General features: G+C 72.7%; 17 protein-coding genes. 10 read left to right on the plus strand and 7 right to left on the minus strand.

Translation table 11 applies throughout. The features are described from left to right. Positions 1–87: 87 nt before the first annotated feature. From ACA514_RS13630 to ACA514_RS13640, 3 genes are all read left to right on the plus strand, one after another. Complete coding sequence (locus ACA514_RS13630) at positions 88–1266, plus strand: acyl-CoA dehydrogenase family protein (protein ID WP_375041455.1); 1179 nt, start codon at positions 88–90, stop codon at positions 1264–1266. Positions 1267–1352: 86 nt separating this feature from the next. Then, positions 1353–2384 (plus strand): MDR family NADP-dependent oxidoreductase, encoded by a 1032-nt coding sequence (locus ACA514_RS13635; protein WP_375041456.1) that lies wholly within the window; start codon positions 1353–1355, stop codon positions 2382–2384. Positions 2385–2421: 37 nt separating this feature from the next. Further along, positions 2422–3030 carry a MerR family transcriptional regulator gene (locus ACA514_RS13640; protein WP_375041457.1) on the plus strand — a complete coding sequence of 203 codons (609 nt, stop codon included), beginning with the start codon at positions 2422–2424 and terminating at the stop codon, positions 3028–3030. A 54-nt stretch (positions 3031–3084) separates the two neighbouring features. On the opposite strand, the gene ACA514_RS13645 is transcribed toward ACA514_RS13640, so the two are convergent. Beyond that, positions 3085–4581 carry an MFS transporter gene (locus ACA514_RS13645; RefSeq protein WP_375041458.1) on the minus strand — a complete coding sequence of 499 codons (1497 nt, stop codon included), beginning with the start codon at positions 4579–4581 and terminating at the stop codon, positions 3085–3087. 124 nt (positions 4582–4705) lie between these two features. On the opposite strand from ACA514_RS13645, the gene ACA514_RS13650 reads away from it, so the two are divergent. Beyond that, positions 4706–5167 (plus strand): MarR family winged helix-turn-helix transcriptional regulator, encoded by a 462-nt coding sequence (locus ACA514_RS13650; RefSeq protein WP_375041459.1) that lies wholly within the window; start codon positions 4706–4708, stop codon positions 5165–5167. Between the two features lie 88 nt (positions 5168–5255). Here the strand turns inward: ACA514_RS13650 and ACA514_RS13655 are convergent, their stop codons facing one another. Both ACA514_RS13655 and ACA514_RS13660 read right to left on the minus strand, forming a co-directional pair. After that, on the minus strand, positions 5256–5462 hold the full coding sequence (locus ACA514_RS13655; RefSeq protein ID WP_375041460.1) for an MMPL family transporter: 207 nt from the start codon (positions 5460–5462) through the stop codon (positions 5256–5258). A 95-nt stretch (positions 5463–5557) separates the two neighbouring features. Further along, on the minus strand, positions 5558–6502 hold the full coding sequence (locus ACA514_RS13660; protein ID WP_375041461.1) for an NADP-dependent oxidoreductase: 945 nt from the start codon (positions 6500–6502) through the stop codon (positions 5558–5560). 93 nt (positions 6503–6595) lie between these two features. Here ACA514_RS13660 and ACA514_RS13665 point away from each other — a divergent pair, with 93 nt between their 5' ends. After that, the gene (locus ACA514_RS13665; RefSeq protein WP_375041462.1) at positions 6596–7129 is read left to right on the plus strand and encodes a MarR family winged helix-turn-helix transcriptional regulator; all 534 of its coding nucleotides are present in this window, start codon (positions 6596–6598) and stop codon (positions 7127–7129) included. A 71-nt stretch (positions 7130–7200) separates the two neighbouring features. On the opposite strand, the gene ACA514_RS13670 is transcribed toward ACA514_RS13665, so the two are convergent. The 3 genes from ACA514_RS13670 to ACA514_RS13680 form a co-directional block, all read right to left on the minus strand. Beyond that, on the minus strand, positions 7201–8022 hold the full coding sequence (locus tag ACA514_RS13670; protein WP_375041463.1) for an SAM-dependent methyltransferase: 822 nt from the start codon (positions 8020–8022) through the stop codon (positions 7201–7203). Between the two features lie 104 nt (positions 8023–8126). Then, complete coding sequence (locus ACA514_RS13675) at positions 8127–10727, minus strand: SpoIIE family protein phosphatase (protein WP_375041464.1); 2601 nt, start codon at positions 10725–10727, stop codon at positions 8127–8129. A 137-nt stretch (positions 10728–10864) separates the two neighbouring features. Next, positions 10865–11464: a TetR/AcrR family transcriptional regulator gene (locus ACA514_RS13680; RefSeq protein ID WP_375041465.1), complete on the minus strand. Its 600-nt coding sequence runs from the start codon at positions 11462–11464 to the stop codon at positions 10865–10867. A gap of 114 nt (positions 11465–11578) precedes the next feature. On the opposite strand from ACA514_RS13680, the gene ACA514_RS13685 reads away from it, so the two are divergent. After that, entirely contained in the window at positions 11579–12217 is a 639-nt protein-coding gene (locus ACA514_RS13685; protein ID WP_375041466.1) for a DsbA family protein, read from the plus strand. A 56-nt stretch (positions 12218–12273) separates the two neighbouring features. On the opposite strand, the gene ACA514_RS13690 is transcribed toward ACA514_RS13685, so the two are convergent. Continuing rightward, positions 12274–13641 (minus strand): helix-turn-helix domain-containing protein, encoded by a 1368-nt coding sequence (locus tag ACA514_RS13690; protein WP_375041467.1) that lies wholly within the window; start codon positions 13639–13641, stop codon positions 12274–12276. Positions 13642–13962: 321 nt separating this feature from the next. On the opposite strand from ACA514_RS13690, the gene ACA514_RS13695 reads away from it, so the two are divergent. The 4 genes from ACA514_RS13695 to ACA514_RS13710 are packed head-to-tail and all read left to right on the plus strand — an operon-like array spanning position 13963 to position 17867. Continuing rightward, on the plus strand, positions 13963–15033 hold the full coding sequence (locus ACA514_RS13695) for an ABC transporter substrate-binding protein (protein ID WP_375041468.1): 1071 nt from the start codon (positions 13963–13965) through the stop codon (positions 15031–15033). After that, positions 15030–15815: an ABC transporter permease gene (locus tag ACA514_RS13700; RefSeq protein ID WP_375041469.1), complete on the plus strand. Its 786-nt coding sequence runs from the start codon at positions 15030–15032 to the stop codon at positions 15813–15815. Before ACA514_RS13695 ends, ACA514_RS13700 begins: the two co-directional genes overlap by 4 nt. Continuing rightward, on the plus strand, positions 15812–16720 hold the full coding sequence (locus ACA514_RS13705) for an ABC transporter permease (protein ID WP_375041470.1): 909 nt from the start codon (positions 15812–15814) through the stop codon (positions 16718–16720). Before ACA514_RS13700 ends, ACA514_RS13705 begins: the two co-directional genes overlap by 4 nt. 52 nt (positions 16721–16772) lie before the next feature. Next, positions 16773–17867, plus strand: coding sequence for a methyltransferase (locus ACA514_RS13710; protein WP_375041471.1), 1095 nt, complete (start codon positions 16773–16775; stop codon positions 17865–17867). Positions 17868–17875 lie beyond the last annotated feature (8 nt).

The following is a 17875-nucleotide window of genomic DNA, read 5'->3' on the forward strand; positions in this document are numbered from 1 at the left end:
TTCCTACTGGTTTGGTTTGATTCTTCACCCGGTGGGCGCCTACACTCCCCGCGTCCGCCGGATGCTCCGGCCCGTTGGGAGACGACCGTGACCACCACGTGCGACCAGCCCGTGCAGCAGGCCTCCCCGCGCGACCACGCGGACTGGCTCGCGCTGGCCCGGACCACCGCGGCCGGCCCGGCCGTGGACGACCCGGACGGCCGCCACGCCGGGCGCCCGCAGCCGCGCGGCGCCGAGGCCCTGCGGCGGGCCGGGCTGCTCGCGCTGCCGATCCCCGCGCGGCACGGCGGCGGTGGGGCCTGCTGGCGCACCGCCTACCAGGTCCTGCGCGAGGTCGCCGCCCTCAACACCGACATCGGGCTGCTGCTGGGACACCACTACCTGCTGTCCTGGACGCCCGCCCTTCTCGGCGCGGAGGAGGCGTGCGAGCGGGTCTGGCCGCGCGCGGTGGCCGGGGGATGGCTCCTGGGCGGCGCGCCCGACCCGCGCGAGACCGCCCTGACGCTGGCGCCGGGCCCGCGCGGCGGCCTCCTCCTGGACGGCGCGACGGCGATCGCCCCCGGCGCCGCCCTCGCCGACCGCCTCGCCCTCGGCGCCACCCGCGCCGGCACGGGGGAGCCGCTGATGGTCCTGGTCGATCCGGCCGGCCCCGGTGTCGTCCGGGCCGGGGACGGGGAGGTCCGCTTCTCCGGGGCCGCCGTGAGCGAGGACGACGTCATCGGCCGGCCCGGTGCCCGCGCCGGCACCGCGCCGCTGATGGCGCCCGCCATCCAGATGGTGTTCGCGCAGCTCTACATCGGCATCGCCGAAGGGGCCCTGAACGCCGCCCGTGCGCACGCGGTCGCCAGGTCCCGGCCCTGGCCGCTCGGGCAGGCGAGGCGGAACGGCGGCGACGCCTACCTGTCCGGCGCCTACGGCGGCCTGCTGGCCCAGGTGCGCGCGGCGCGCGCGCTGGCGGACCAGGCCGTCGAGGAGCTGAGCCCGGCCCTGCACGGGGCGGACGGCGCCGGGCCGTCCGGGCAGGGGTGCGGCGCGCCGGCGGTCCTGGTCGCCACCGCCAAGATCGCCGCCGTCCAGGCGTCGCTGGCGGTCGCCTCCCGCGTCTTCGAGCTCGCCGGTCCCGGCTCGGCCCGGTCGAACCCCGGGCTGGCCCGGTTCTGGCACTACGCCCGCGCCCTCCATGACCCGGTGGCCTACAGGCAGACCGAGGTCGGCCGGGAGTTCCTGACCGGCGAGCTCCCTCCCGAAAGGAACGCCCCGCCGTGACGGAGCGCTTGCCTTTGACGCGCGGGTCAGGGGTTAGCGTCACCACGCCCGGCGTCAAGCCGGTGTTCCGATCAGAGGAGCGTCCTGTGTCGACCTTGCCCGCGTCCGTCCGCGAAGTCCGAGTCGCCGCCCTGCCCGACGGCCTGCCGAAGCCGGAGCACTTCACGATCGAGCGGACGCCGCCGCCGGTGCCCGGCGACGGTGACGTGCTCGTCCGCAACCGGTTCTTCCACGTCTTCCCCGCGCTGCGAACGCTGCTCGGCGGGGGCGTCGCCGGCGCCCCCTACCCTCCGCTGAAGCCGGGGGACACCCTGTTCGGAGCGGCGATCGGCGAGGTCGTCTCGGCGCCGGCGGACACCGGGCTGCGCCCCGGTGACCTGGTCCAGCACTTCCTCGGGTGGCGCGAGTACGCCGCCGTCCCCGCCGGCCAGTGGACGCCGGTGGACGGCGCGCTGCCCGATCCCGTCGTGCATCTCGGGTCGGCGGCGCTCGCCTACACGGCGCTGACGCGGGACGCGCCGGTCCGCCGCGGCGACACCGTCTTCGTCACCGGCGGCGCGGGCGGCGTCGGCTCGCTGGCCGGCCAGATCGCCCGGCTGCTCGGCGCGGGACGGGTCATCGGGAGCACCGGCTCGCCCGCCAAGGCGGAGCGCCTCGTCAAGGAGCTCGGCTACGACGCCGCCGTGATCCGCGACGCCGGGCCGGGCGGGAGGCCGATCGCCGAGCAGCTCGCGGAGGCCGCCCCCGAGGGCATCGACGTCCTGGTCGACAACGTCGGCGGCGAGCAGCTCCAGGCGGCCGTCGCGGCGGCGCGCCCCGGCGCGCGCTTCGTCCTCGTCGGCGCCCTCGCGGGGCAGATGGCCCCCGGTCTGTCCGGCACCACCGGACCCGTCGAGATCGACACCTTCCAGCTGATCGTCAAGCGGATCGAGATGCGCGGCTTCGGCGGCGTCGACGACGACGCCCGGGGGCGCTGGGCCGAGCCGGTCGGCGGTTGGCTGCGGTCCGGCGAGCTGACGTTCCCGCACGTCCGGGTCGCGGGCATCGAAAACGCCCCGCAGGCGTTGCAGGAAGTGATCGGCGGCCGCCACCTCGGCGCCGTCGTCGTGGAGTTGTAGCCGCGCGCAGCCGCGGCCGGGCGAGATGGGAGGGCGGATGCGGATCGGCGACGCCGCGGCGGCGGCCGGAACCACCCCGCGGGCACTGAGGTTCTACGAGAAGCGCGGTCTGCTTCCACCGCCCTCCCGCACGGCCGGCGGGCAGCGCGAGTACGGGCCGGAAGAGGTGAACCGGGTGCGCATCATCCGGCAGTTGCTGGCCCTCGGGCTGACGATCGAGGACGTGCGCCAAAGCGCGGACCGCCTCCAGCTCCTGGAGGGGGACACGCTCCCGGACTACGCCGGTCCGGGCTGCGCGCGGACGGCCGGCGTGGCCCTGCGCCGCCTGCAGTCCCTGGACGCCGAGATCTCCCGCCTGACGCGGCTGCGCGAAGACCTCGCCGCCAGCCTGGGCGCCCCGCCACGCGCGGAGTCCGTGCACGAGGCGCCCGGCCGGCGGCGGTCCGGTGACTCGCGTGCGCCGCTTTCAGCCGATCAGGCGGACGGACCCGCGGACGCTGACGGCGCCGTGCCGAGCGACGGGGGCGCCGCTCCAACGGTCCTCGTCACGGACGAACCGGAAGGCCGCGAAGTCGGTTTCAGCGTCCATGTCGAACAACTGGGCGGTGTTCTGCGGCACCGACCACGAGCCGACGCGGGCCGCTGACGCCGCCCAGTGCCGGATCCGTGACGACCGCCGACCGCCGACCGCCGACCGTGATCACTCACCAGGGAGTCCGTCGCCTCCCGCGCCGCCTTCTTCGCCGTCGCGGGACGTGCGGGCGTAGGGGGTGACGGTGCCCAGGGAGACCACGATGCCGAGCAGGTACAGCCCGACGGCGACCTTGAAGCCCGCCGTGTAGCCGTGGACCAGCGCGTCCGGCAGGGCGGTGCCCTTCGCCGCGTGCCGGGTCGTCGTGACCGCGACGGTCGCCAGCCCCGCAAGGCCCAGCGCGCCGCCGATCTGCGAGCCGGCGGTGAGCAGTGCGGAGCCGATGCCGGCCTCGGAGCTGTCGATCCCGCGAACACCGATCCCGGTGGCGACGACGACGGTGGCGCCGAGGCCCAGTCCGGTGACCAGCGACGCCGGCAGCATCATCCCGTAGACGCTGGAGTGCACCGTCAGGAAGCCGAGCCAGGCGGTGCCCGCGGCGGCGAGCGCCAGGGCCAGCGACAGGGCCGCCTTCTCCGAGGTGCGCGCGAGCAGTTGCGGGCCCACGGCGCCGGCCGCGATGCCGAAGCCCACCGCCAGCGGCAGGTACATCAGGCCGGTCCGCAGCGCGGAGTAGCCCAGCACCTGCTGCATGTACAGGGTCAGGAAGAAGTACGTGGCGAAGCTGCCCGTCGACATCAGCAGTGTGACGATGTTGGCCCCGACCCGGCCGCGGTCGCTGACGACCTCCCGCGGGATCATCGGCGCGCGGCCGGTGCGCTGGAGGACCGCGAAGGCGGCCAGCAGGGCGGCCGAGGCGATCAGGCAGCCGACGACCACGGCATCGCTCCAGCCGTGCTCGCCGACCCGGTCCACCGCATAGACCAGCGAGCCGGCACCGAGGGTGGCGGTGATCGCCCCGGGGACGTCGATCCGGGTCCGCTCGGCGGGCTCGCCCTCGTCCAGGGCGTTGACGCCGAGCAGGACGCCGATGATGACCGGGACGTTCACCAGCAGCACCCAGCGCCAGCTGGCGTAGGTGGTCAGCACGCCGCCCAGGACCAGGCCCATGACCGAGGCCAGCCCGGTCATCCCGCCGTACAGGCCGAGGGCCCTGGTGCGGGGCCGGCCTTCGGGGAAGGTGGCGATCAGCAGCGACAGCGCGCCGGGGGTGGCGATCGCGGCCCCGACGCCCTGGACGGCGCGGAACCCGATCAGGGCGCCGCCGGTGGGCGCGAGCCCGCCGAGCAGCGAGGCCGCGCCGAACAGCACCAGGCCGGTGCTGAAGACCCTCTTGCGGCCGTAGACGTCGCCGACCCGCCCGGCGACGAGCATCAGCCCGCCGAACGTCAGCGAGTACGCGTTGATCACCCAGTTGAGGTTCGACGAGGAGATCTTCAGCGAGTCCTGGATGCTCGGGAGCGCGACGATCATGATCGTGCCGTCGAGCACGACCAGGAACCGCGCGAAGGCGATGACCCACGTGGCAACGCCGAGCCGGCGGTCCGGCACCGGTTCGGCGACGGCCGCGGGGCCGCTCGCCGTGGCTCCTTCTTGCTGCGTCATGCCGGTGGTTCCTTCCGGGGGGCGGAGGTCACGTGGTCGCCAACGCGGTGAGCGCCGCGACAATTGTGTTGGTATGGCCAACATAGCGAGTGTTGGCGTGCCCCACAACTGTTAGGCTGGGCGCGTGCCCACGAACCACCACGACGGCGGCCCCGCTCCCACCCGGCTCGAAGGACGTGCGACCTGGCTGGTCAGCCGGGCGTACGCACGCTCTTCCGGGCTGCTGAACGCCGGGTTCGAGGCCCACGGCGGCGGGCTGCGCGGCTACCACTACCGGCTCCTCGCCGCGCTGGAGGAGTGGGGGCCCGCGAGCCAGGCCGACCTCGGCCGGAAGACCAGGATCGATCGCAGCGACGTGACCGCCGCCCTGACCGAGCTCGAGTCGCGCAACCTGGTCGAGCGTTCGGCCGATCCCGCCCACAAGCGCCGGAACATCGTCACGATCACGGCGGAAGGCGTTGACCGGCTCCTCGAACTCGACAAGGTCATCGACGGTGTCCAGGACGAATTCCTGGCGCCTTTGACGGCCGCCCAGCGGCGTCAGTTCATGACGCTGGTGACACGCCTCGTCAACGCGCAACGCTGATCCGACCACGGGCGGCTGCCGGCAGGGATCGATCGCCGGACATGCGTGCGCCCGCCTCGATGGGGAGGCGGGCACACGGCACCGGGACCTATGACGATTCGGCCATCACGGTCACCGGCGCCGCCTCGGTGCCGCCCTCGCTGAGGCCGAACCGCGCGTGGAGTCTGCGCAGGACGGGCGGCGCGTACCAGGCCGAGCGGCCGAGCAGGCGCATCGCCGCGGGCACGAGGAAGCCGCGCACGGCGATGGCGTCGATGAGGATGGCCAGCCCGCTGCCCACCCCGAACATCTGCATGAAGCTGAGTGGTCGACGACGTCCACCGCCGGATAGCGCGCTGAAACGCCCCCGCCTTGCCGAAGCCACGTCCGCGTTCCGTTCGGTGAGAGGGGTCAGGCGGTCGGCGCGAGGACGACGACCTTGCCGGACACGGCACCGGCGGCGGCTTCCGCGTGGAACGCCGGGAGGTCCTCGAGCCGGACACGGCGGCTGATGTCGATGTGGAGTTCGCCTCGGTCGACCGCCTCCACGAGGCCGGCGAGCTGCTTCGCGTCGCTTCGGACGAAGACGTTGAGCCCGCGCACGCGGCGTGCTTCGTCGCTCGGCGCCTGCATCCACACCGTGGTGTTGACCACGGCCCCGCCGGACCGCACGAGAGCGGCCTGGCCGGCGAGCTGCGAGGGCTCGATCGGTGCGAGGTTGAGCAGCAGGTCGACCGGCTCGGCCACCGCGTCCACCACGTCGGTCGCGGTGTGGTCGAGGACCTCGTCGGCGCCGGCGGCCCGGACCCGGTCCGCGCTGCGCGGGCTCGCCGTGGCGATGACGTGCGCGCCGGCGTTCTTCGCCAGCTGCACCGCGTAGGCGCCGACGGCGCCTCCGGCGCCGGTGACGAGGACGCGCTGCCCGGCGGTGAGCCCGCCGAGTTCGAACAGTGCCTGCCATGCGGTCAGGCCCACCAGCGGCAGGGCCGCCGCGTCGGCGAGCGGCACGCTCGAAGGCGCGGCCGCCAGGACCTCGGCGGGCGCGATGACGTACTCGGCGGCCGCGCCGTCGCCGATCATCGGGAGGAATCCGACGACCTCGTCACCGACCGCCACCGCGTCGACGCCGTCACCGAGCGCGTCGACCGTTCCGGCGACGTCGATGCCGGGCGTGTGGGGGAGCGTCACCGGGAACGGGCCCTGAAGACCACCGCTGCGGATGCCGGCGTCGACCGGGTTGAACGACGTCGCCGCGACCCGGATGCGGACCTCGCCGGCGCCGGGGACGGGCAGCGCCGCGTCCTCGAAGCGCAGGACATCGGCATCGCCGTACTCGTGGAACCGCACTGCCTTCATGGCGAACTTCTTTCCCCTAGGACAGTGCTTCGAATTCGAAGCACTAGCCTGAGGCTAACACTGCTTCGAAGTCGAAGCAAGTACGATGGCGGCATGACCGAAGAGGAGCCCCCTCCGCCGCTCGATCCCGCCGAACTCGGCGCGTACTTCGCGCTCATCGAGGTGAGCAGCCTGCTGCGCCACACGGTGGAGCAGCAGCTGCGCGACGCCGGCGACCTCAGCTACGTCCAGTTCCAGCTCCTGGCCACGCTCGGGGACGCGGTGGACGGCAGCCGGCGCATGACCGAGCTGGCGGACGGGGTCGTGTACAGCCGCAGCGGCCTGACCTACCAGGTGGGGCTGCTGGAGAAGGCCGGGCTCGTCGCTCGCAGCCCGTCCGCGGAGGACGACCGGGGCGTGACGGTGACCATCACCGAAGCGGGACGGGACGTGCTCGCCAGGGTGTTCCCCGGCCACATCGACGTCCTACGACGGCTCTTCCTCGAACCGCTCGCGCGCGAGGACGTCGACGGCCTTGCCCGCGTCCTCACCGTCGTCCGCGATCACATGCGCTCCATCCCGCCCCGGTCGGCGAAACCGCGCCGCAAGAGCGCAGCACGCCAGAGCCCTCCTGACGGTGAAGCCTGATCGCGCCATCACCGGGTGCGTCTCCCGGCCGGCGTCGGTGAATCCGCATCTCCCGTGCTCGCGACGGGGGTTCACGGCTTGAGGGCGACACCGCTCCACATGGTGGACGGGGTGGAGGCCAGGGCCGGGTCGTCCGGGCGCCACTCCGGGGCCCGTACCAGGCCGGGTTCGACGAGGTCGAGGCCGTCGAGGAAGGCCCCCACCTGGTCGCGGCTGCGCAGGGTGATGGTCTGCGCCATGGCCTCGTTCAGCCGGTCGGCCATGTTCGCCATCTTCTGGGCCTGGATGTCGGTGGCCGGATGGGAGATCGCCACGTAGCTGCCGCTCGGGACCGCGTCGACCAGTGTGCGGACGACTCCGTACGGGTCGGACTCGTCCGGCACGTACTGCATGATCGCGATCAGCATCACCGCGATCGGCCGGTCGAAGTCCAGGATCTGCCGAGCGGCGTCCAGGATCGTGGCGGTGTCGCGGATGTCGGAGTCGATGTAGGAGGTGGCGCCGGCCGGGGTGCCGGTGAGCAGGGCCCGGGCGTGCGCGAGCACGACCGGGTCGTTGTCGACGTACACGACGCGGCTCTCGGGGGCGGCGGCCTGCGCGACCTCGTGGGTGTTGTCGGCGGTCGGGATGCCGGTGCCGATGTCGAGGAACTGCCGCACGCCCCGCTCGGCGGCCAGGAAGCGGACGGCGCGGGCCAGGAACGCGCGGGTGTTGCGCACCGAGGCGACCATGTCGGGCAGCGCCGCGATGGCCTGTTCCGCGGCCTCGCGGTCGGGCTCGTAGTTGTCCTTGCCGCCCAGCCAGTAGTCCTGGATCCGGGCTATGTGCGCGACGCTGGTGTCGAACGTGGGCGCATCCGGCGCCCCGCCGTCCGCGGGCTTCTCCTCGGCCATCACGGGCCTCCAGACTTCCCCGGTGCAGAATTCCGGCCCAGCCTAGACCGGCAAGATCGCCGAAATGGCCGGTTTCGCCAGGACGTCCGGCCGCGGATTCGCGTTCACGGTGGGGTCGGGCGGACGGCGATGAGGGCGATGTCGTCGTCGCTGTCAGAGCCCAGCCTGATGAGCAGTTCGTCGCAGAACACTTCGAGAGGGGCGAGGGAAAGGGCGGCGGCGTGTTCGCGGAGCCGGCCCAAGCCGTGATCGATGGCCTCGCCGCGGCGTTCGACGAGGCCGTCGGTGTACATCAGCACGGTCGAATGGGCGGGCAGCGGGATCCGGGCTCCCGGGCGCGGAAGGTCGAATCCGGTGCCGAGCATGAGGCCGCCGCCCTCCTCCAGGTAGCGGGTTTCGCCGTTCTGGGTGGTCAGCAGTGGCGGCAGGTGCCCGGCGGAAGAGTAGGACAGCTCCCAAGGGCCCGCACCGGAACCTTTGACGACGGCGTAGACGCATGTGCCGGTGGCCTCCTGGACCAGGGTCCGGTTCGCCATGTCGAGGTGGCGCAGGACCTCCTCGGGCGGCTCCTGGCAGACGACGGAGATGCCGCGCATCATGCTGCTCAGCCGGCTCATGGTGGCGGTCGCGTCGATGTCGCTGCCGGTGGCGTCCCCGATGATCACGGCCGTGCCGCCGTCCGGGAGGGGGAAACCGTCATACCAGTCGCCTCCCACCTGCGCGGTGATGGTCGAGGGTGCGTAGCGTGCGGAGAGCCGCAGGTTCTCGACCTCGGGCAGCGCCGGGAGGAGGGAGTGCTGCAGGTGCTCGGCGATGTTGCGGACGCGGGTGAACCTGCGCAGGTTCGCCACCTGGAGGGCGAGCGCCCCGGCCAGTTCTCCGACCAGCTCCACGTCGTCCTGGGTGAACGGCTGTTCCGGACCGGGGCGGCCCACCGTGAGCGCGCCCACGATCTCGCGATGGGCCTGCAGCGGCGCCACGACGGCGCTGCTGACGCCCAGCCGCTCCGACAGCTCCGCGTACCGGCTGTCCAGCGGGCTCCTGCCCGCGCCCGTCGGGGGTGCGCCGGTGAGCAGCAGCGGGCCTGCGCCGCGCAGCGCCCGGGCGAGGGGGCCCCGAGCGGGGCTCGACAGCGCAGGGAGAGCGCCCTCGTAGACGGAGGAGGACGGGGCGGGATCGTGGGGGACGACGACGGCCCGCTCCACCTCGTCGTGCTCGTCGATCAGGTCCACCGCGCACCAGTCCGCCAGCCGCCGGGTCAGCAGCAGGCCGACGTGGCGAAGAGCCTGCGGCAGGTCCTGGGCTTCGCTCGCTGCGCGCGCGCTCTCGGCCAGCAGCGAGAGCCGTTCCAGCTCCGACATGCTCCGGTCGTGTTCGCGCGCCCGCTTGCCGGGCTCGCGCGGTTGCGGGTCCGGCGAGGGCGGCGGTTGGGTCAAGGCCGCCTTCCGGCTTTCGTGGATCTCCCCGGGCCACTCGGCGGGCGTGGGCTCGGGCGCGGCCGTCCGGGGGACGAGCTGGGCGACGAAGACCGTGCGGCCATCGCTCATCTCCTGCGCCTGGATGAGCAGGCGAATGGGGATCAGCTGGCCGTCGCGGTGCAGCGCGGGGAGGGGGACCGGCCGGCCCAGGATCCGGGGGCGTCCGGTGAGCAACAGGGACGTGAACGCGGCCATATGGCGTTCCCGCAGGTGCTCGGGGATGAGGACGGACAGCCGCCGCCCGACGAGGTCGGCGGCGTCCCAGCCGACCAGGTCCGCCGCCGCCTCGTTCGCCGCGATGATCTGGTTCCGGTCGTCGATGGCGATGGTGGGGAACCTGCTGGCCCGTATCTGTTCGAGGTCCCAGGGCCTCAGATCCAGGGGCGAGGCGGTCGGCTCCCGGGGGACCACCGTCCACGCGGTGGGGGCGCTTCCGCCGAGCTGCCCGCTGATCTCGTCGAGCATCCACCGCCGCAGGGCGGAGAGCTGCGGAAGGGAGGGCCGGGCCAGGAGGTGCTCGAGCCGGGCGGCTTCCTCGGCCCTGTCGAGGACGCGGCGCAGGGCGGGCAGAGCCGGCGAGACGTGCGCCGGCACCGAGATGGCCAGAGTGCGGACATCGGCGTCGGCGGGACGGTCCTCCCCAGCGGCCGCCACGCATGCGCTGATCACGTTGCTCACGTCGTGGGCGGCTGCGAGGTCCTCCGACCGGATGCCGAGCGACTCGCCGGCGGCCGAGGCGAGGAGGAGTTCGCGCAGCAGCGCGTGCCGGTGCTGCTCCTCGGCCATGCACAGCGCCCACGGCAGGTCGGCCAGCGTCACGCCGCGGAGGTCGCCGGAGATCGGAACGACCGGGCCCCACCCGGCGGAAGCCGCCGACCGGGGTCCCGGCGGGCCCAGCTCGAACCACACCGCCTTGCTCTTCTCGCCGGTGTCGGCTCCGTAGCGGGACGCCAGCCGCTCGACGAGGTAGAGGCCCCGTCCCGTGTCGGTGTACGGATGGCGGCGCCGCGGCACCAGCCCGCGACGCGGCTCGCGGTCGACGACCCGCGCGTGGACCGTGCCGCCCAGGGACCGGACCGACACCCCGATCTCGGAACGCGTATGGAGCACCGCGTTGGTCACCAGCTCGCTGACCAGCAGCTCGGTGGTGCACACGACGTCCTGGGGGACGCCGCCCGCCAGCCGGTCCCGCACGAACCCCCGAGCGTGCGCCGCACTCTCCGGCAACGGAGGAAACGTCCGCTGTGCCCCTTCCTCCGCATCCAGATCACTCATGTGGTCAGTGTGGTCCGGACCGGCGGCCGAAGCTGTGATCACCGAGGCGTGTCATTCGATTACCCTCGGTAAGTGGAAGCGGGGGCGTGCTATCGGGTGGGGGTGCCGGCCGAGGGGGCGAGGCCGGTGAAGGCGAGGTCGACGATGGCGTTGATGTGTTCGGTGTCGGCTGTGCGCGGGGTGAGCAGCCGGCGGTAGTAGGCGGCGCCGTAGAGCAGTTCGGTGACGAGGACCGGGTCGGCGTCGGGACGGACCTGTCCTGCGCGCTGCGCCGTCCTGATGCGTTCGGCGGCGGCGCCCGCCAGGTGCCCGATGAAGCTGTCCCACAGGGCCCGGTGCAGGTCGGGGTCGTGCTGGGCTTCGCCGATCAGCGCGCGGTAGTGCGGGAAGACGGCCGGGTCGCCGAGGATGCGCGAGGCCGCCGCCATCTGCGTCTTGATGTCGGCGACGAAGTCACCGGTGTCGGGGAACGAGGCGTCCGTCTTCCATGTGGACAGCAGGCCGTCCAGCAGCACGAGGGCCTTGGACGGCCACCAGCGGTAGATCGTGTTCTTGCCGACGCCGGCGCGGGCGGCGATGCCCTCGATGCTGAGTTTGCGGTACCCGACCTCCTGGCACAGGTCCATGGCGGCCTTGATGACGGCGTTGGCGGCCTCTTCGCTGCGGCGCTCGGGACGTCTCGGTGACATGCGGACAGCATAGCCCTCAGGCGGCACGGAACGTTCCGTATTGACTCGGTGCGCGGCGGCGTGCATGCTGAGGCGGCACGGAACGATCCGTGCCGCCAGCGAGGGACGAGCCCCATGAAAGTTGAGTTCACCCACGACATCGCCTGCGTCTGGTCGGCGCTCGGCTACGCCCGCTTCCAGCGGGCCGCCGAGGAGCACCGGGCGGGCGGCGGCGAACTGGAAATCGTCTTCAGGCCGTACCCGACCGCGGTCTCCTCGGCGGGGACGCCGCCGAGACGCGGCCATCTCCAGGCCCGTCCCGCCGCGGGGGCCGAGCACATCGCAGGGGCGGCGGCGGCCGACGGCCTGGTGGTGAACCTCGACCGGATCGTCCCCGCCCACACCGCCAGCGCCCACCGGCTCATTGCGCTGGCGTCCGCGCACGGCACCGCCGAGGACATGGCCGCCCGCCTGTACCGCGCCTACTTCACCGACGGTCTGGACATCGCCGACGCGGACGTGCTGCGGGGCCTGGCGTCCGCGATCGGTGTCCGGTGGAAGGAGAAGCGCGGCGAGCGGCCCGGCGCCGAACCCGCGCGGTCCTTCCATGAGCCCGGCCCGCGAGTGCCGGTCTTCCGGTTCCCGGACGGGACCGTCCTCGTCGGGGCCGTGTCACTCGCCGCGCTGCGGAGCGAGCTGAGGCGGGCCGCCCCGACGCGCCGGCGCGGCCGGCCATTCCCCACCCGCGTGCAGACCGCGGAACCGGTGCTCTGACCGACGCGCACGCCGGGTGCCCGGAACCGGGCCCGGCAGGTCCGAGCACCTCGTCCTCATCGCCAGTACTGGCCGGCGAGTGTTTGCAGGCCGTGGGCGGCGGGACGGTCGCGGTCGCGTTCCGGCACGCACTGGTACACGCGGCGGGCCAGGTAGGCCAGCGTGGCGGTGCGATGGTCGGACGGCAGTCCGTCCAGCGCGGCGGCCGCGGTGTCCAGGCCGTGGGAGGTCTCCCCGGCGTGGATGAGGACCATGCTCGTCTTGAGCTTCACCTCGGCGCGTTCGCGGACGGCCTCCGGTTCCAGCTCGTGGAGTTCGGCCTTGAGGTCGCTCTCCAGGTCGCCGGCGAGGCCGGTGTAGGGGGTGCCGGGCCCGAGGATGGCCTGCACGGCGGTGCGGGTGGAGCGCAATCGCCTCTGCGGCCAGCCCCAGAGGGCGTGCTCCTCGGTGCGGACCTCGTCGGGGAGCCGCTCGAACAGCTCCTCCAGCCCGGCTATCTCGGCCATGGCCAGCCGGGCCCGCGCGGCACTGCTCGAGGTGGTCAATGACGTGGCCAGCGACAGGGCGCGGGCCGCGTGCGCCTCGGCCGCTCCCGCGCAGGGGCGTTCGCCGGCCAGCTTCCGCGTCTGCTCGGCGACCCGCAGCGCCAGCGAGGGCATTCCGGTCGCCTGGGCGGCCAGGGCCCGTCGCCCGCAGATCCACGTCTGCAGCTGCTGGTCGCCGCTCGCTCGGGCGGTCTGGCGTGCGGTGCGCCACCAGCGGGACGCGGCCGCGAGCTCGCCGGCCTCGGTGAGCGCCACCGCCATCAGCCCGCAGAGCTGGGCGCTCACCCGTAACAGGGACTGGTGGATGCCCGCGTCCCGGTGCGCGTCGTCGAGGCCGGGAGGCGGGGCGTTGATGAGCTCGCGGAGGTCGCCGATGTCGGCACCGATGTCGCCTATGACGGCGTTGGGCGGCGCGATGCGCACCGAGCAGGCGTGCTCGTAGGCCGTCAGCTCCCAGTCCTCGACGAGATGGGAGAGGTCCGCGGTGCGCACCGACCGGTCGAGGCCGATGCGCAGCCGCTCGACCGAATCGGCGGGGATCCCGGCGGCGGGTGCGGCTCCCTCGACATCCGGCGCCACCGCCGTCCTGGCCTGCGGGTGCGCCGCGGGGGCGGCGGAGCCATGCCCGCCGGGGGCGCCCGGCACGCCGGCGCCGCCCGGTGCCCGCCTCCTGGCGACCGGGGCGAGCAGCTTGTTGAGTTCGTCCAGGGTGAGCTGCAGCGCGGCGGCCAGAGGGCGCCGGTGGCGGTCGGCGATCTCGGTGGCGCCCGTCTCCCAACGGCTGACGGTGGTGACGTACACCCCGATCTCCTCGGCCAGGGAGGACTGGGTGTAACAGGCGGCTTTGCGCAGGTCAGCCAACCAGGGGCGAGGCGTCATCGGCTCCCTCTCAAGGCTCGACCGGGACGGCTCACATTGTGGCGTCCACCTGGCCAATATTCCACCAATTCCGGTGTTTTGCCCTGTGATGCAACCCTGCCGCTTTTTGCCAGGGAATGTCGCTACCTGCCCGCCCATGTGCGCCTACCAGGCAAGAAGCCGTTGCCGGGCGGAGAATGACCTGGCGTCCGCCGGTGCCGAGAACGCCTAGTCCGCGTCATGCTTGGCGTTGAAACGCCTAGTTGATGCATAGTAAATGCCTGTTGCTTTCGGGTCGCCTGTTCCGATGAGATCTTCGCCATGAAACCTCGGAGCCGCTCCATGGCCTTCCTCTCTGACCGGTTGCGGAGGGTCTCGCCGGGTCGCGTGCCGGCCCCGCGCCCGTCGCACTCGCCCTCCTTCCGGCGTCCGATGCGGTTCCGCGTGATCGCAGGTATTGTCGGCGTCGGGCTTGTCGCCCCGGCGGCCGCTTGCGGCGGTTCCGAGAAACATGTGAATGGCCTGGAGAAGTCGAATATCACCGTCGGCATCCTGCCGATCCCGGATGCCGCGCCGCTGGCCATCGCGCAGCAGAAGGGCTTTTTCCGGCAGGAGGGCCTGACCGTCAAGGTCGAAGTCCTCCAGTCGAGTTCTTTCGCGGTGCCCAAGCTCCGCTCGGGTGCCATGGACTTCTCGCTGGACAATTACGTGGCGAGTTTCACCGCCGACGACCAGGGAGCGGCGCACTGGCATCTGGTCGCGGACTCCTACCAGGCCGCCAAGGGCGCCTTCGTGGTGCTGGTCGGCCCGAAGTCCTCGGTCCGGGCCCCGGAGGATCTGAAGGGGAAGACGATCGCGATTCCCTCCCTGCATTCGGTCGGGCAGCTGATGATCACGGCGTCGCTGCACACCCGGGGAATCGACCAGAAGGACCTGAAGTTCGTCGAGATGCCCTTCCCGCAGATGCCGGCGGCTCTGGCGAAGGGCCAGGTGGACGCCGTCTGGACACCGGACCCGTTCATCACCGCGATGCAGAAGTCCATGGGGGCGCGCACCGTCCTGGACACCGCCGAGCCCGGCAGCACCACCGAGGCGTTCCCGATGGCGGGCTGGGGCGTCCTGGACAACTACGCCAAGAAGCGCCCCAAGACCGTGGCGGCCTTCCAGCGGGCCATGGGCAAGGCCCAGGCACTGGCGGCCGGTGACCGGTCGGTGGTCACCGGCGTCCTGCCCAGCTACGTCAAGGGCATCGATCCCGGCACCGCGCAGCTGATCACGCTGGGCACCTACCCCACCTCGCTCAACCCGACCCGGCTGCAGCGGGTGGCCGACCTGATGCTGCAGTACGGCTTCGTGAAGAAGCAGGTGAACGTCAAGCCCATGATCGTCCCCGCCCCCTCGGCGGCGAAGTGATCCGAGTGGGTCGCGGCGGGCGCCGGTGGGTGTCCGGGGCGGCGGGCGTCGCGGTGATCTCGGCGGCCGCGGAGGCCGCCGGCCGGACGGGGCTGGTGGACCGCTCGGTCCTGCCGCTGACCTCGACGGTGATCGCCCGCGCCGCCCGCCTGGCCGGTGACGCCGAGTTCCTGCGGTCCGTGGTGGCCACCCTGGAGATGTGGGGGGCCGGGGTGCTCGCCGCCGCCGTGCTGGCGGTGCCGGCGGGCCTGGTCCTCGGCACCTCGGCCCGGTTGGAGGCCCTGTTGCGGCCGATCACCGAGTTCCTGCGCCCGATCCCGGCGGTCGCCCTGATCCCGCTGACGCTGCTGATCGTCGGGGACGACACCCGCATGACGGTGGTGGTCATCGCCTACGCCTCCTCCTGGCCGATCCTCATCCACACCATGTACGGCCTGCACGACGTCGACCCCGTGGCGTCCGACACCCTGCGCGCCTACGGCTTCGGCCGCCTGGCGGTGCTGTGGCGGGTCGCGCTGCCCAGCGCGGCCCCCTTCGTCGCAACCGGGATCCGCGTCGCCGCCGGCATCGGCCTGATCGTCGCGGTGAGCGCGGAACTGATGGCCGGTGGCGGCAGCGGCGTCGGCACCTGGCTGATCGCGCTCAACAGCGGCGTCGACCAGACCGATGTGGTCCTGGCGACGATCGTTTGGCTGGGGGGCCTCAGCGTTGTGGTCGACGCCCTGCTGGTGTGGGGCAAGCGGCGGCTGTTCCGCTGGCACGAAGAGGGCGCCGCCGGATGACGGGCCGCACGGGTGCATCACTGGAAGTCCACGACTCGACGGACCCCGCGGACCACCTGGCGGGAGACCGGGCGTCCGGCCGTGGGGAGGCCCGGCCGAAACGCCGCGCGCGGGTGCTGCTGACGGGACTCGCGCGGACGGCGCCGATCATCGTGGTCGTCGCCGGATGGGAACTGGCCGCGCGGGGGGCCGACGACTCCTACTTCCCGCCGCCCGCACAGATCGCCACGCGGCTGCGGCAGTTGTGGTTCTCGGGGCCCCCCGACCGGTTCTGGCTCACCCAGCAGGCGATCGACAACGTCCCGCCCAGCCTGGCCAGGCTGCTGGGCGCCTGGCTGCTGGCCGCCGCCGCCGGCATCGCGGCCGGAGTGCTGCTGGGCCGGCTCCGCTTCCTGGCCGACCTGCTGGAGCCGGCGATCCATTTCGCCCGCGCCATCCCGCCCCCGGCGGTCCTGCCGGTCTGGCTCGCGCTGCTGCACATCGGGAGCCCGATGCAGGTAGCCACGATCGTTTTCGGGGTGATCTGGCCGGTCGTGCTGGCCGCCATCGACGGCGCCCGCGCGGTGCAGCCGGCGCAGGAGGACATCGCCCGGGTGTTCCACTTGAGCGGCCCCCAACGGCTGGTCTACCTCATTCTTCCCGCCGCCCTGCCGAAGATTTTCGCCGGGCTGCGGCTGAGCCTGTCGCTGTCGCTGATCCTCATGGTCGTCTCCGAGCTCATGGGCGGCGCGACCAACGGGATCGGTTTCAGCTTGCTTCTGGAGCCCCAGCGCACCTACGACATCCCGGCCATGTGGGTCGGGATCGTCGTCCTCGGCGTGCTCGGGTTCGCCTTCAACGCCGCCCTGCTGGCCGTGGAGCGACGCGTCCTGGCCCGGCACGGCCGCGCGCACCAGAAGATCTGAACCCCTTGACCCGTTTTAACGTCCTCGCCTAAATCGTGAACAGGAGACCGGAATGACTCGACCGGCCGTGAACACCCCATCTCAGCCGCCCCTGATGGTCGACGGAGCCGACCCCCGGGCGGCCGTGTGGAAGATGGTCCAGGGCGTCTACCGGTTCTCGTCGCTGTACGTCATGGCCCGGCTCGACCTGGCCGGACTACTGAAGGACGGCCCCCGGACGGCAGCCGACCTCGCCGAGTCCTGCGGCGCCCGGACCGACCAGCTCACCCGCGTCCTGCGCGCGCTGGTCGCGATGGGCTTCCTCGACGCCGCCGGCGGGCCCCGCATCCCGGGTGCTCAGGCGACGGACGCCTACGCGTTGAACGACCAGGGCGCCACCCTGCTGTCCGACGACCCCGGCTCCATGCGGTGGGCGGTCCTGTCGGCAGGTGAGCCGGGGTCGTGGAATGCCATGAGCGGCGTCGTCGATGCCGTCCTGGGCGGTGTGTCCCCGTTCGCCCGCGAGTACGGCTCGATGTACGGCTACCTGGAGCAGCACCCCGAGGCCGCGGGCGACTTCGATGCCTTCATGGCGTCCCGTTCCCGCGACACCGCCGAAGCGCTGGTGCAGCGCTACGACTTCGGGGACGTCCGGACCGTCACCGACGTCGGCGGCGGGACCGGTATCGTCCTGTCCACCGTGATGGCCGCCCACCCGCGGATCCGCGGCACCCTGCTCGACCTCGAGCACGTCGTCCGGCGCGGCGAGCAGTCCTTCCGCGAACAGGGACTGGCCGATCGATGCGAGTTCGTCGCCGGCGACTACTTCGCGTCGGTGCCCGAAGGGGCCGACCTCTACCTGCTGTCCAACGTCATCCACAACCTCGGCCGCCCGGACGCCGTGCGGCTCCTGCGCCGGGTGCGCGAGGCCATGCGCGAGGACAGCCGCGTCCTAGCGCTCGACATCCTGCTCCCCTCGGACGGCCAGTCGCATTTCGGATTCGACCTGAACATCCGGATGATGGCCGTCTTCCCGGGCGGGCAGGAGCGCGACCAGGAGGAGTACAAGGCGGTCCTGCACGAGGCCGGCCTGCACGTCACCGGCGTGACCTCGCTGCCTCGGACCCCGCTGAGCGCGATCGAGGCCGTGCGCCGATCGCCGGTGTAGCGGCCGGC

Source organism: Actinomadura sp. NTSP31 (assembly GCF_041951385.1).
Classification (GTDB): domain Bacteria; phylum Actinomycetota; class Actinomycetes; order Streptosporangiales; family Streptosporangiaceae; genus Spirillospora; species Spirillospora napierensis.